Origin of the sequence: Commensalibacter sp. M0133 (assembly GCF_016101485.1) — a bacterium.
Lineage (GTDB): Bacteria > Pseudomonadota > Alphaproteobacteria > Acetobacterales > Acetobacteraceae > Commensalibacter > Commensalibacter melissae.
This window is the reverse complement of sequence record NZ_JACFQI010000001.1, coordinates 875,322-891,084: the sequence shown is the minus strand read 5'-3', so window position 1 is coordinate 891,084 and position 15,763 is coordinate 875,322. Positions and strand designations below refer to the sequence as shown.

General features: G+C 38.2%; 8 protein-coding genes. 6 read left to right on the top strand and 2 right to left on the bottom strand.

Translation table 11 applies throughout. From position 1 onward, the window contains the following. Nucleotides 1-2: 2 nt before the first annotated feature. Complete coding sequence (locus H3T46_RS03995) at nt 3-3,008, bottom strand: bifunctional [glutamine synthetase] adenylyltransferase/[glutamine synthetase]-adenylyl-L-tyrosine phosphorylase (RefSeq protein ID WP_198197438.1); 3,006 nt, start codon at nt 3,006-3,008, stop codon at nt 3-5. 54 nt (nt 3,009-3,062) lie between these two features. Here H3T46_RS03995 and H3T46_RS03990 point away from each other — a divergent pair, with 54 nt between their 5' ends. The 6 genes from H3T46_RS03990 to H3T46_RS03965 all read left to right on the top strand — a co-directional run bounded on the left by H3T46_RS03990 (nt 3,063) and on the right by H3T46_RS03965 (nt 15,326). Then, nucleotides 3,063-6,377: an AsmA-like C-terminal region-containing protein gene (locus tag H3T46_RS03990; protein ID WP_198192658.1), complete on the top strand. Its 3,315-nt coding sequence runs from the start codon at nt 3,063-3,065 to the stop codon at nt 6,375-6,377. A 37-nt stretch (nt 6,378-6,414) separates the two neighbouring features. Next, on the top strand, nt 6,415-7,632 hold the full coding sequence (locus tag H3T46_RS03985; RefSeq protein ID WP_155568377.1) for a DNA recombination protein RmuC: 1,218 nt from the start codon (nt 6,415-6,417) through the stop codon (nt 7,630-7,632). A 123-nt stretch (nt 7,633-7,755) separates the two neighbouring features. Next, nucleotides 7,756-10,905 (top strand): efflux RND transporter permease subunit, encoded by a 3,150-nt coding sequence (locus H3T46_RS03980; protein ID WP_198197437.1) that lies wholly within the window; start codon nt 7,756-7,758, stop codon nt 10,903-10,905. A 3-nt stretch (nt 10,906-10,908) separates the two neighbouring features. Further along, complete coding sequence (locus tag H3T46_RS03975; protein WP_198197436.1) at nt 10,909-12,153, top strand: efflux RND transporter periplasmic adaptor subunit; 1,245 nt, start codon at nt 10,909-10,911, stop codon at nt 12,151-12,153. Further along, entirely contained in the window at nt 12,128-13,648 is a 1,521-nt protein-coding gene (locus tag H3T46_RS03970; protein ID WP_232349934.1) for an efflux transporter outer membrane subunit, read from the top strand. Before H3T46_RS03975 ends, H3T46_RS03970 begins: the two co-directional genes overlap by 26 nt. Nucleotides 13,649-13,724: 76 nt before the next feature. Beyond that, nucleotides 13,725-15,326 (top strand): hypothetical protein, encoded by a 1,602-nt coding sequence (locus H3T46_RS03965; RefSeq protein WP_198197434.1) that lies wholly within the window; start codon nt 13,725-13,727, stop codon nt 15,324-15,326. A gap of 10 nt (nt 15,327-15,336) precedes the next feature. Here the strand turns inward: H3T46_RS03965 and H3T46_RS03960 are convergent, their stop codons facing one another. Beyond that, the gene (locus tag H3T46_RS03960; protein ID WP_155580751.1) at nt 15,337-15,729 is read right to left on the bottom strand and encodes an adenylyltransferase/cytidyltransferase family protein; all 393 of its coding nucleotides are present in this window, start codon (nt 15,727-15,729) and stop codon (nt 15,337-15,339) included. Nucleotides 15,730-15,763 lie beyond the last annotated feature (34 nt).

Here is a 15,763-nt window from a genome sequence, read left to right as displayed (position 1 = left end):
TATTAGGTGACAGGACCAAGAAGTTTTATAAAGAGACCACGAACCTGTTCACTGGTTTGATGTATTTTCTCCATAATCAGAGAAAAGGAATCTTTGGTGTGAAAAATCTTTCCCAGAAGTTTTTCGGTCATGATTTCAATAATGATTGGAGTTGCATCCATTTCCAAATGTTCGGGAGGATATTTACCGAAGAATAATCTTAAAAGACTTTGCAAATTTCGCCAGAAATAATCAGCTTGAATCAAATATCTTGCCTCTTCAATAGAAAGATAGCCATTTTGAGCCAATTTTCTGAATGCTATTCTTGTGCAAGGATGTCTTACTTTATTATTATGCGAGATTAATTGCAGAGTTTGAGCAATAAATTCCACTTCTATAAGTCCACCTTTAAGATATTTGACATCCCATTGTGTGGTGGGGGGCATATCATTTTCAAGCCTTTTACGCATGTGAATGGCGTCTTGTAAAATGATTTTATTGGTCACGCCAGAGGGGGAAAAATCCAAGGCCTTGCTAATGGCATTATTGATCCGGTCCTGCAAGATTTTAGGTCCACCTATAACCCTGGCCCGCGTTAAAGCCATCCGTTCCCATGTCCAGGCTCCTTTTTCATGATATCGCTGGAATGAGTTCAGGGATACGGCAACGGGCCCTTTGCTGCCAGATGGACGCAAACGCATGTCAATTTCATATAATGGACCTGTATAGCTTGTATTGGTCAAGGCAGTGATAAAACTTTGTGTTAATCGTATATAATAAGGATTGATGGCTAACGAACGGAATGCTTTATTGGCCAATCCTGTTTCTGCGACACTGGCAGTAATTCCAGGTGGATGGTCATAGACCAGCATCATATCAAGATCGGAACCCACCGTCATTTCCCATGATCCGGCTTTCCCCAAGATAATGATGCATATGCCTCCATCCGGAATAATCCCATATTTTTGTTCATGATCTTTGATTACTCTTGCCAGAAGTTCGTTTAAAATGATATCTGCCATTCGTGTACGCTGGATTTGACTTTTATTTAGAGAAAGGCGGTTTTCCATATAGGAAACGGAAAGCCTGAATTCCTCGCTTTGAATAATGTTATGAAGAATGGGCAGAATTTCTTCCAGAGACTGGGTGCTGTTTAGATGCTCATGGATCGTTTTTTGCAGTAGATTTGTTTTTGTTTTTAATATATCGACATGAATTAACGCATCAAGTGCTGCAGGATTATTGGTAATATAATCAGCCATGAATTGTGAGGAACCCAATATTGACGCCAATTTTTCGATTAAAATGGGATTACGTTCGAAAAGGGACAAAAGCTGTATCCCCGCATGATGTCGTGCCAGCAAACTGTCAAAACGCTGTAGGATCAAAAGAGGGTTTTTCTGTTCTGCAAAAGCCTGTAAAATATTAGGTAAAATATTTTTTAGAATCATTCTGGCCCGTGCGGTTCTTAAAGTACGGGGGCCGCTATTGCTCCATGATTGTAAAATAGATGCGGCTTCATCGGGGAAACCTTTTTCATTCAGATAATTGATTAATTCATTTTTAGGTAAATCAAGAATAAAATTTTCTTCATTATCCGGAGACGTAAAAAATCCCTCGAATATATGTCGGACCTTTTGCATAAGCGGGAATAAATCTTCAACAAATTTGTCTGTTGATTCATATCCCATGAAAATGCAAAATGCATCAAAAGCCTGTTGTGTGTTGGGAAGGGAATGGGTCTGATAATCGGATTGCATTTGCAGGCGGTGTTCTATTTTACGAAGGAAATAGTAGGTTTTAATTAGGATTGTTGCGGATTCATCGGAAATTAACTCTTTTCTGGTCAATTGCTGTATGGCTTTGATTGTTTGGGGTGTACGCAGTTTTGGAAAACGTCCTCCCCAGATCAATTGCAAGGTTTGGGGTAAAAATTCGATTTCACGAATACCACCATAACCTAACTTCACATTTTGACCGATTAACCAGTGCAGGGCATCTTGTTCAATTTTTTTTTCAGAGAGTCTTGGCGGGTTGGGTTTGCCTGAATTTTTATGACAATCAATCCTGTTTTTCATGGCATAAATGTCCTCGACAATAGCAAAATCCAGATGCCTGCGCCATATAAAAGGTTGAATAGCCTCCAGGAAAGAATATCCTCCTGCAAGATCTCCCGCGACAGGTCGCGCCTTACTCATGGCACTTCGTTCCCAGGTTTGTCCCAAGCTTTCATAATATGAAATGGCGGCAGGTAACGAAACGGCGAGTGGGGAAGAAGAGGGATCAGGCCGTAATCTCAGATCAACACGAAAAACATATCCATTTTCATCTCGATCCTCCATGAGGGATACGAGTTGTCGTGTGATCCGGATAAAAAGTGTGGCAAGATCGGGATGATTCGGATATTTGTCTGGATCATAAAGAATAATAAGATCAATGTCAGAAGAGTAATTAAGCTCCCTACCACCAAGTTTGCCCATTCCCAAAACAATAAATCCTGAGTTTTCCTGAGGATTTTCTGGGTGGGAAAGTGTAATTTTTTTATTTTGATGTGCTTGTAATAAAAGATAATTGATTGCAAAATGAAGGGTGATTTCTGCAAGATAACTGAGCGTGTGGGTTATTTTTTTTAAAGTCCATACATTTCCAATATCTGCAATTGCACAGGCAATGGCAATTTTTTGTTTGGTAATCCGTAATATTTTGGCGATACTGGACCTGGATTCTTGTATTGATGAATTTTGCAGGCAAGTAAAGGCTTTATTGCAGGCCTTATCAGGTCCATTTAATATAAGGTATTCAAAGAAATGAATGTTTTTTATAATCAAATCAGCAAGAAAGGGGCTGTTCCCACCAATGGCATGGATAAGGCGGACAATACCGGGTTGCTGAATTAATACTGGATCCTTGTTATTTTTAACCCATGCTTCTTTAACTGCATTTGAAAAAAGGTCTGCTGAACGTTGATCCGCCGCTTTTGGCCAATTCTGATCAAACCAAGGGATAGAAGACAGGTTTTTGTGAGACATGATACATGATTTCTGTTATTTGGTTTTTTTCAGTTTACAAATATTAAGATGAAAATGCCCATAAAGAAAGAGCAAGAATTTCATAAAGATTCAAAAATAAAACACAGACGAAACTGGTTGCGTAAATTTTTACTGGCAGGCTGTTCGGTAATTGTATTGCTGGTCGTGATGGTGTCAGCTTTTATATTATTCATATTAAGCGCACCTGCCAACCTTACCTTTATCGCCCGATATTGGCTTCCTTTAACGGTTATAGAAGGTATGGAGAAGGATAAACCTGCTGGAAGACTGACGTTTGACAAGTTGGTCATGAAATGGCCTGTTCTAAAGAAAGGCTTTAATACACCAGTCACTTTCGAACTGGAAGGATTAAAGTTACTGGATGTCTATAACCAGGTAAGGGATCATTTGGACTTTGCAAAATTAACGCTGGATACATCATCATTACGACATAAAAAAATTGTTCCTTTGTATATCAAGTTGTCAGGTGCACAATTACATTTAAGAAGATATAAAGACAATCATGTTAATCTGGATTTGTCAGGATTGGGTTTGTCGAGACAATCCAGGCTGGATATCGACTTTCATCGTTTGTATCATGTCAAAATTGAGAAAACCGTTTTATCTTTTAAAGATGACATTGATCATAATTTGATTCAATCAAGACAGATTGATGTTGATGTGCATCCTTTTTATGCTGACAAAACATTGACCATTATTGGAAAAGTCTATTTCAATTTTGATATTAATGGTCATAAGGTTCAAATTAAAGGTCAAAGCTCTGTTCAGTCCATAACTTCATCAGATATTGTTAATTTGCAAAAAACGGGAAAGCTCCAATGGCATATGGAGATCGATCAGGTCAATCCCGCCAATATTGCAGAAATGATACCGGAATTGCGTTATTTGCAATCTGTTAATATGCCTATTTCAGCTGAGGCGAATATAGGTTTTTCTATCCAGAATAAAGCTTTCATGCAACCTTATATGGCAGATATTAAAATAAATTCTGCTCAGGGGAATGTAAGGATTGGAAATATGGAATATTTCCCATCTTTTTTCAATGCTCGTATAAGCGCTTTTTTTGGTGAAGATGCCAAATATCCTGCAAAGATTGATTTTTCCGACATTTGTCTGCAATTGAGATCACCGTCGGATTTGGAAAATGCAAAAAGCGGGCCTTTTTTTCATTTCAAGGGTTGGTTGAAATTATCCTCACTGTTAAATCCAAAAGTGGTTGATGCAGATTTTTCCGCAGATAGTCCGTTGCTAGACTTTTCAACATTAAAAGAATATTGGCCTCGTCATATAGCCAAAGGGGCCAATGAATGGGTTACAGGCAATATTACAAGAGGGCAAGCGCGAGATTTTTCAATTCATGCAAGACTTACGGGGCATGAGGGCTGGCATCATTTGAGACTGGTTAACTTGGAGGGTGGAATTGGTCAGGCAACGGGTTTGGAGGTTCACTGGTTAAGGCCCATCCCACCTTTACAGAAAATGAATGCACAAATGATATTTGTAGATCCTGATCGGATATTGATTAAATATCGAGGAGGTTATCAAATTGTCAGGTCAGGAAATGGAACCACCTCGAAATTACGCAAGTTGAATATACCTTCTGGTAATATGTGGATTACAGGATTAAGCAATCATCGGGATTTGGGTATTATAACGCTTTTGATAAAAGGTAAGTTGCAAGATTTATTAACTTTATTATCTGAACAACGATTACATTTGCTATCTCGTCATCCTGTCCCTTTTAAAAATCCTTCCGGGGATTTGTCTACGCATTTACATTTGGAAATCCCCCTCAAGAAAAAGGTGAAAATCGAACAGATTGATATTCAGGGACATAATGAGATTAAAAATGTCTATCTAAAAGATATAGCGTTAGGACAGGATTTGAGACAGGGGAATTTAGTGGTGGACGTGAATGCCCGTCAACTTGATTTACATGGGTATGGTCTTTTATCTTATTTTCCTGCACGTATTGAGTATAGACAAAATTTTACACATCAACATCTTGGGTCGCTTGTTGAAAAAGCAAAAGTTGGCTTGACCATTACGTCAGAGACCTTGAAACAAACAGGTTTTGATATGGCTAAGGATATAGGGGGCCAAGCCTATCTAGATTTAAACTATTCAAAATTTTACGACAAAAAAGCGATAATCAATTTAAATTTGGACCTATCAAGAACTGAATTGAAACTCCCGATTTGGCACAAGCTAATTGCAAAACCCGCGAAGGCTTCGGGAACGATAATATTGAATGACAACAAACTGGTCGGTATTCAAGACTTGCATGCTCAGGGAAGTGACTTGTTGGTGCATGCCAATATGAATATCGAAAATAGAATTCCAACCCAATTAAATATTCAATATTTTAAAACTGGACGGTCAGAAGGAAAAGCGACCATTAATTTTCCAATGACGGATGAAGCGTTTCATAACCCTTTAAAAGGTGATGTACGTATTTCTGTCAAGGCAGATACATTGGATCTTTCCCCATTTATTCAGGATTATCTCGGATCATCCAGGAAAAAACATGCCGTTTCCAAGAAATCACAGAATTATAATATTCCTGTTGCAGCTACAGGAAAGTACAAAGGACTTAAGGGAAGACGTTGGATCTTTAACCTTCAGGCCAAGAAAATCTTTTATGATAAGAATAAGAATCTGGGCGAAGTGACAGCCTATATTGAATATAATGGATTACGGTTGATGCGTCTTTCTTATGGAATGCGCCAACCAACTTTGGTAACTGCGTCATTATTTCCCAAGGATTCAAATCGACAATTTTATCTGGATGCTCAGAATCTTGGCAATTTATTGGATATTGTTGGAATATCAAATAGAATTTCAGGAGGGCATTGTGTTCTGAGTGGTAATTTTGATGACAATGATCCTGAGGCCCCGTTTACCGGCAAGATACAAATCGAGCCTTTTGTTGTTGATCATGTTCCCACCGCCTTAAAACGGATCAGTAATCTTTCTGTTTATGGTTGGTTCAAAAGGCAAAAGGCGGATGCGTTGAATATTGATGCTCTCAAAGGAAATATCTTTTTGAATAAGGGGATTCTGAAAATAAAAAATGGTCGTGTTTTCAATGATGAACTTGGAGCGACTTTGAAGGGCGATATCAATCTTGATAAAGCGGTTTTGGATTTGCAGGGAACAATAGTGCCGATTTATGCGGTGAATAAACTATTCAGTCATGTCCCGGGGGTGGGAAAATTATTTGTTCCAGAAAAAGGGGGGGGGTTTATTGCCGTTCCCTTTGTCATTAACGGAAAATTCAAAGACCCTCATATGGAGGCATATCCTTCAATGTTGCTAACTCCGGGCTTTTTACGAAATCTATTTTAATAATTGTATAGACAATTGAAGTTGAGACGATAGATCAATGATAAGTAATTATACGGAATATTTTTTTATTTTCATTATTGTATTGATTGGCTTTGGTTTGGCTGCTGTTTTTATATTGAAACAATCAATAAAAAAAAATGATCGGCAGGAGGATATTTTAAAAAGAATAACATTTTTAATCGAGAAGGAATCTTCCGCACGAATACAGGATCAAGACCGTCAGCAGCAGCATCTTGATAAAATCGAGAAGGAATTGTTCGACCGTTTACAGAATGGTCAAAACCAACTGGCTGAGCGATTGCATGTCATGAACGAAAGTTTGATGAAGGAACAATCCACGTTACGGTTGGATCAGGCAAGGGCGATGCAGCTTTTAACAGAGCAAAGTTCACAGAATTTAACAGAGTTGCGCCAATCTGTAACGGAAAGACTGAACAAGGCTGTTGAAACTCAAATGCAGTCATCTTTTCAGCGTGTGGTTGAACAGTTTTCCGAGATTCAAAAATTGATGGGTGAGGTTAACTCTGTAACAGCGCAGATGAGCGATTTAAAGCGATTGTTTACAAATGTTAAGACGCGTGGCGGCTGGGGTGAGGCGCAGCTACAATCAATATTAGATGATATTTTACCAACTGGAACTTATGAACGGAATGTGCGTTTAAAGGATAACAGCATGGAAATTGTCGAATTCGCCGTTCATATGCCTGCACAAGGTTCCCATAAACCTTTAATGGCCATTGATTCCAAATTCCCAACGGAGGCTTATGAACGATTAATACAAGCTATTGAAGAAGGAAATAGTGGCGCGGAACAGGCTGCCCGTAAAGCTCTGGAAAGTTGTGTCAAGCAGGAGGCGAAAAAGATCGCTTCAAAATATATTGTACCGCCAAAAACGGTTGAATTCGCTGTTTTATATGTTCCAACTGATGGACTTTATACGGAAATCGCTCGAATTCCCGGTCTTATCGACGAAATCGGCAGAGTTTATCATATTTTAATTATGTCCCCCGCCTTAATGCCGCCTTTATTACGGACTATTCATCTCGGTTATGTTTCATTGGCATTGAGTGAGAAAACGGAATTTGTTTCAAGTTTATTGGGCAAGACCAGACAAGAAATGATAAAAATTGACATGATTTTTGAAAAATTGACCCGTTATATAGAAAATACGGCCACTTCCGTCACTGATGCCCGTCGTAAAACCCAAAAACTTATTCAATCGCTGGAAAAAATTGGGGAAAAGGAAACTGAATAACCAGAATGGATAAGATTATTTTAACGAGAGATGGGTATGTTTTAAAATAGTTTAACAGCATTTTATCAAGGAACGAGCAAATCATATGGTTAATTAAAGAAAGACGGATGGGATCTTAATAAGGTGAATGCAATTGTAATTACGGCATTAAAGCGTCCATATACATTTGTTGTTCTGGCTATTTTAATTCTTGTTTTTGGGGTGTTGGCTATATTCCGGACACCAACGGATATATTTCCTGATATTAAAATTCCAGTGGTAGCTGTTGTCTGGAATTATACAGGTTTGATGCCAGAGGATATGTCGGGGCGGATTGTTTACTATTATGAACGAGCCTTGACATCCACGGTTGATAATATTGAGCATATTGAAAGCAATTCTTACTATGGGCGTGGAATTGTGAAGATTTTTTTTCAACCTGGTACTGATATTGCAGAAGCTCAGACACAAATTACCTCGGTTTCCCAAACTGTTTTAAAACAGATGCCCAAAGGTACGACGCCCCCCCTGGTCATTAAATACAGTGCTTCATCCATCCCTGTCATGATGTTAAAGGTCTCATCCAAAACTATTACCGGGTCCCAGCTTTATGATATGGCATCTAATCTAATACGACCGGCCTTGATTTCTGTTGCGGGGGCGGCATTACCCTCACCTTATGGAGGTGTTTCCAATTATGTTCAAGTTGATTTGAATCAGGCTCGCTTACTGGCTTACGGGTTAACGGCAACGGATGTAGGTAATGCCCTTGGCAGGCAAAATATTGTCTTGCCAGCTGGAGACCAGAAAGTCGGTTCCATTGATTTTATGGTTCAAACCAATGCCAGTCCCAGAGCTGTTGACGAATTTAACAATATTCCAATTAAAAAAGTCGGCAATGCAACGGTTTTTTTAAGGGACGTTGCCTGGGTACATCGAGGTGGCCCGCCGCAAACCAATCTTGTCTTGGTGAAGGGGCACAAGGCAATTTTGATGGTCGTTATGAAAACAGGGGATATTTCCACCCTTCAGGTAGTGGCTGGTATCAAAAGGTTATTGCCACAAGTGCAAAAGACACTGCCACCAGGGGTTGATGTTAGCATTCTATCAGATGCCTCAGTTTTTGTTAAGGATTCCGTTCATGATGTTGTAAGGGAAATGGTCACGGCTGCATTTCTGACCAGTATTGTGGTAATTCTATTTCTGGGTTCATGGCGATCAACCCTGATTATAGCAACCTCCATCCCCTTGGCGATTTTATCCGCCCTGATTGGTTTAGAGGCAATGCATCAGACAATCAATGTCATGACATTGGGAGGTCTGGCTCTGGCTGTCGGGATTTTGGTGGATGACGCCACCGTCATGATTGAGAATATTGACACGCATCTTGAAATGGGTAAACCCTTGTATGATGCAATTGTGGATGCGGCCAATCAAATTGTGATTCCAACTTTTGTTTCAACGCTCTGTATTTGTGTAGTCTGGTTTCCGTTGTTCCAACTGACCGGGGTGGGAGGATGGTTATTCATGCCCATGGCTGAAGCGATCATTTTTGCAATGATAGCATCCTTTATTTTATCCAGAACTTTTGTTCCCACCATGGCTTATTATCTGTTGCGTGGACAAGTAGAAAATCATGGCGTCAATAAAAAAAAAGAAACTTTTTTCGCACGATTCCAACATAATTTTGATCAGGGATTTGAGAAATTCAGAAGATACTATCGGATGTTTTTGCAAAAAATTCTTTTTGTTAAGAAAAAATTTATCCTAATTTTTTTAAGTTTTTCTTTTTTGTCTGTAGGTTTATTATTTTTTGTCGGACAGGATTTCTTTCCAGAAATTAAATCTGGTGAACTAGATTTACACATGCGTGCTCCTCTGGGTTCAAGAATTGAGGAAACAGGTAAAATTTCTTATCTAGTCAATTCAGAAATCAGTGATTTGTTACCTGGGCAAGTTTATGAAATTGTCAATAATTGTGGTTTGCCCTTTAGCAGTATCAACCAAGCTTATGTTGCAACTCCGACAATAGGGTCACAAGATTGTGACATGACAATCTCATTAAGGAATTCTGAATCTCCTGTTGCAGTATATCGCCAGATTCTCAGACATGGATTAAGAAAAAAATTTCCAGGAACAGACTTTGCCTTCACGCCGGGTGATATCACCGCCAAAATTTTAAATTTTGGTTTACCTGCTCCGATCAATGTGCAGATCATAGGTCGAAACTTGGCAGGTAACTATGAGTATGCAAAACATATTGCCGCAAAATTAAAGCGTATTCCTGGTATTGCGGATGTAAGGATTCAACAAACGGTTTCTACACCAACCCTGATGATTAATACCCGTCGTGATTTTGCTCTTAGTACAGGATTAACTGAGGCGGATATTGCAAATAATGCTCTTGCAACCTTATCGGGAAGCGGACAGGTCGCACCCACTTATTGGCTGGATATCAAGACAGGGGTGTCTCATTTGGTGAATATTCAAACCCCACAATCTGATTTACAGAATATGAATGATCTGGAAACCATTCCTGTCAATGGTTCCGAAAGAGGGGAAAAGAAAAACAAGTCGCAGATTTTGGGATCCTTGAGCCGTATTGATCATACAGGATCAGGTGGTGAAATATCCCATTACAATATCATGCCCGTATTTGAGATTTATGCCAGTAATGAAGGACGAGATCTGGGGGCTGTCAGCAGGGATATCAAAAAAGTTATCAAAAGGGAAAAGGCGACAATACCCCGTGGCTCTACAATAGCCATTCGGGGGCAGGCTACAACGATGTATAATGCTTATATGCAATTACTGGGGGGATTGGCATTATCTATATTGTTTGTCTATCTGATTATCGTTGTCAATTTTCAATCCTGGCTAGATCCATTTATTATCATCACTGCATTGCCGGGTGCCCTGGCAGGGATTTCTTGGAGTTTGTTTATCAGTCATAATGCATTGTCTGTTCCCGCGTTGACAGGGGCAATTATGTGCATGGGAACGGCCACTGCTAATTCCATTCTTGTTGTTTCTTTCGCTCGGGAACGGCTTGCTGAGCATGGAGATGCGGTAAAAGCCGCAGTTGAGGCCGGATATGGTCGTATCAGACCTGTTTTAATGACGGCTTCGGCAATGATAATTGGCATGATACCGATGTCATTCAGTAACACACAAAATGCCCCTTTAGGTAAAGCCGTTATGGGGGGGCTAACTCTGGCTACATTTGCAACCTTGTTGTTTGTTCCATGTGTGTTTGCATTGGTTTATAACCGTCATGGCCGGATAAAGGAATAGTGGATGTCCAACTTTTCAAAAAAAACCAAGGCTATTTTTTTAATGATTGGAATTTGCGCTTGTATTTACGCAATTTTTGGAATTGTTGAGCGACAGCACGATGTTATTAAACTGACAGAACAGGCCAGGAAAGATTCATTTCCCATTGTTCAATGTATCCAGCCACAAAAAGGTCCAGCGATAAGAAGTCTTACTTTGCCTGGAGATGTATCGGCATGGTATCAGGCGCCAATCTATGCACAGGTATCAGGATATGTCCAACATTGGTATAAGGATTATGGTGCGACTGTAAAAGCGGGTGAATTACTGGCAACAATTGACACTCCTAGTCTGGACGCGCAATATGAGGCTGCAAAAGCAAATTTGAAAGTTGCCCAGACACGCTACCAATTGGCGGCAGTTACGGCAAAACGTTGGCGGGCCTTGTCAGGAACCAGAGCGGTATCTCAGCAGGAAGTTGATGTTCAGGTCGCCAATGCTAAAGTTCAAAAGGCTGAAGTGGATGCAGCGGGCCATGAAGTGGCCCGGTATGAGGCTTTACAGGCATTCAAAAAAATCAGGTCTCCCTTTAGTGGCGTTGTTACATCGCGATTAACGGATGTAGGGGATTTTGTGAATAATAATGGAGATTTAAGCCGTCAAGGTAAGGCAACCGAGTTGTTTACGGTTTCTGATATTCATAAACTCCGTATTTTTGTAGATGTGCCGCAGGATTATGCATCAATCCTGAAAAAAGGGTTAAAGGCTGAATTGACAACAATTCAATATCCAGGAAAAACCTTTCAGGCGGATTTTTTGACATCTGCAAGGGCGTTTAATATGGCCAGCCGTACAGTGACAACTGAATTGACCGTTGAAAACGCCTCTCATATATTATGGCCCGGAACTTTTGTACAGGTTCATTTTATAACCCCAGCAGATCCAGATATTTTGATCATTCCAGAACAGGCTTTGATTTTTCGTAGTGAGGGTATGCAAGTTGCCGTTGTCGGGAATGATCATCGGGTTCGGATGCAGAAGGTAAAATTAGGAAATAATCTTGGTAAATCAATTCAGGTATTGGCAGGGATAAAAAAAACGGATTGGATTGTGAATAATCCATCAGCTGGGTTATTAAATGGGCAACAGGTTAAAATTGTAGATAGCACATCAGGATATAACGATAATTTTCAAAATAGCGAATCTGTAACAAAAAAATATGATAATGATTCGTTCAAGAAAAATGCGGCTGAATCCAATGTGGAATAAGAAGGCAGATAAAGCCAATATACCATATGGTTATTTGTTAATGGCATGTCTTGTTTTTCTGAATGGATGTGATTTAGCCCCGCATTACAAACCTGTTCATTATGTTCTGCCTGAAAATTGGCATGGAACAGCCCCTTTTCATATTGCTCAACCTGAGGATCAGATTCCTAAAGGTGCATGGTGGGAGATATTCCATGATCCTGTGTTAAATCAACTGGAAAGCAATCTGGAAAAAAATAATCCTGATTTGCAAGCGGCAGCAGAAACCTATATGCAAAGTCGCGCTGTTCTTGGAGAGGTTAGATCGAATTTGTACCCACAATTAAATCTTGAAGCTGGTGGTGGAAGATATAAACAATCCCATCACCGGTTATTCCGAAGTAAAACCAGTCATGCTCCAATTGAAGAAACAAATATTCAATATCAGGCTTCTGTTTTATGGGAAGCAGACTTATGGGGTAAAATTAGAAATGAAATAAGGATGCAAAGAAACCTGGTTCAAGCGAAAGCTGCTGATTATGAATCTGCAAAACTATCTCTGGAAGGGGATCTGGCAGGCAGTTATATGCTTTTACGTGGGTATGATGCTCAGAATGAGGTTTTAAGCCAATCCATACAATATTATGAAGCTGCGGTTGATATCACGCGTATGCGTCAGGCAGGTGCCATTTCGGCTGGGATAGACGTTTCACGTGCCGAAAATCAATTGGCAATTACAAAGGCACAACAAACAGAGATACAGGCCAGACGGGATTTGACTGAACATGCGATCGCTGTTTTGGTTAATCAATTCCCCGCAGATTTTCATATAAAATCGGTAAAAACAAATCTAAATGATTATATACCGAATATACCGGTGGAATTTCCATCATCTCTATTACAACGTCGATCTGATATAGCCAGTGCTGAGCGACAGATGGCTGCTGCCAATCGCCATATAGGCATATCAAAAGCTGCATTTTATCCTGATATCACGATTAACGCGGCAAGTGGTTTTCAGGACAAGGGATTTGGCTTGGCAAATATGGCCAACAGCATGTGGTCTGCGGCAATTCAGGGGGCTTTACCCTTGTTTCAGGGTGGATTACGTCGGGCAAGTTTACAAAAGGGCTGGTCAGTCTACCGACAAACACGGGATCAATATCGCTCCACTGTTTTGAATGCGTTTCGCGAGGTTGAGGATAATCTTACCTTAACGCAAAAGATGCGGCTGGAATTAGAACAAAATAAGGAGGCCTCTGAAGCGGCCTTACGGACACAGGGAATGGCAATGTCATTATATACAGGAGGATTAACCACTTATCTAGACGTTGTTACAGCCCAGAATGCCGCATTAGCCGCCCAATTGGATGAAGTTCGAAGCAAGACAAAATTGATGCAGGCATCTGTAAAACTAATTATTGCATTGGGAGGAGGATGGGATATGAAGTGGCTTCCCGAAAAAAATTTAACATCATTCGGTGTTTTTCAATATGAACATTTGAATTTAAAATAAAACAAAAAATTAATTGTTATTAATAATTTTCATATTTATATAATGTTTATTACAATTTTTTAATTAAAGGTACATAATGAATTTTGAGAAAAAAATATTTTACTTTTGTAGAGCTGATGGGGTTATTATTGCAAATAATGTAATATTACAAAATGATCATACAATAAAAGGTATTAATTGTATTAATGAAAGTCGGTGGGAGATAAGAGAAAATAATTTAGTTTTTTTAAATTTGAATGGTCAGGTAACAACAAAATTTCATATTAAAATCAATTTAGAAGGAAAATTAATTTTTTTAGGCAGTTATTGTGATAAGCCGACACGCGAAGTCCATCATTTATTACTAGAAAAAAATATTACAGAAACAATTGGTTTACATTCTGCATTAAGAAAAATAGAACAAAAAATAAATCTAAAATCTACAGACCTTGATAATAATATATTTTCTTTATCAAGGCAAGTTGCCCGTTTGGAAAGAACCAATCGTAAAATTAAGGTTGTTTTTTTAGTTCATAATATTGCGACCTGGGATAGTTTGGCAAGTGTTTATGAAATGATGTGTGAGGAAAGCAGAATTGAAGTTATTATTATTACCATTCCAAGACGTTTTCCTGGCGAGAATTCATTTGCACATGAAGATGAAAACCATAATTTTTTTGAATTTAAAAAAATTCCTCATATACGGTTTTCAAAGTCAAATATTAATAATTTGCAACTTTTAAAATACATTAATCCAGATGCAGTATTCAGACAGGCTCCATGGGATAATGATATACCTGAAGAATATTCTACAAAATCTTTAAGTTTTACTAATTTATTTTATGTTCCTTATTATGGATTTAATATTTTAAAAAAATTTAATATTCAAAATAATTATACTAATTTTTATTCTAATTTGGATTTTCATAAAGTATGTGCTCAGATTTTTTGTGAATCCGATATGACAAAAAAAGAGATGTCTACGAATAATGATAGAGGTGGTGATAATTTAATAGTAACCGGTCATCCAAAATTAGAAAAGTTATTGGAAGCTCAAAATAACCCACAATGGCCATTGTCAAATAGTCAACGAAATAAAGTTTTTAAAATTATTTGGGCTCCACATCATAGTTTTACTGGATCCCAGTGGTTATCTTTTGGTTTGTTTACGGAAGTATATAAGGATATGATAAGATGGGTGAGGTTAAATGAAGAAATAGAAATGGTTTTAAAACCTCATCCAGCTTTATTTTCTACCTTGATAGATAATAAGCTTGTGTTAAAAGAAGAATTAGATTCTTTTATCAAAGAATGGATGTTGTTGCCTAATGCTACAATTATTGAAGGTGGGGACTATGGAGCACTTATGGCAGCTTCAGATATGATGATTACGGATGGAGTTAGTTTTTTAGCAGAGTATTCAATCTTTTGGCAAAAACCCTTGGTTTTTCTTGAAAATAAGAAGCATGCTCCTTTTAATGAAATGGGAGAATTAATTAAAAATGCTTCCTATGTAGTTCATTCAGTTGAAGAAATTCAAGACCTTGTCAGAAAAATCTGTTGTAATAAGAAAAACGATGTACGTCTCAAAAAACGAGAAAAGCTTTTTCATAAATTAATGCCGTTTAAAAAAGGAGCTGCTAAAAATATTGTTGATAGTGTAAAACTTTATTTTAATTTAATAGATGTTAAAAATTGAAAAAAGAATTTTAAGAATATTTTTTAAATTTTTGTTTGATTAAAGTCGTAGAAATATTTTTTGTTCTTGGTAGGTATTTTACTTGACAATATTTATTATATTGGTCAAACCTACCAACCCAATCATCACCCATGACAAGTAAAGAAGCTTTTAGTCGAAGGATATCTTCTTTTTTTTGATCCCATGATTGTTCTGCAAAGACATCGTCCACATATTTAATAGCTTTGACAATTTCAGCTCTTTGTGTGTAAGGAAAAATACTCTGTTTTTTTTTAAGGGTATTAAATTCATCTGAAGATATGCCTACGTAAAGTTTGTTGCCTAATTGTTTTGCTCTTTGAAGTATACGTAAATGACCTATGTGGAAAAGATCAAATGTTCCATAGGTGATAACAATAGTCATAAATATTCCTTAAATATTGGTTTTTTTAAAAAAA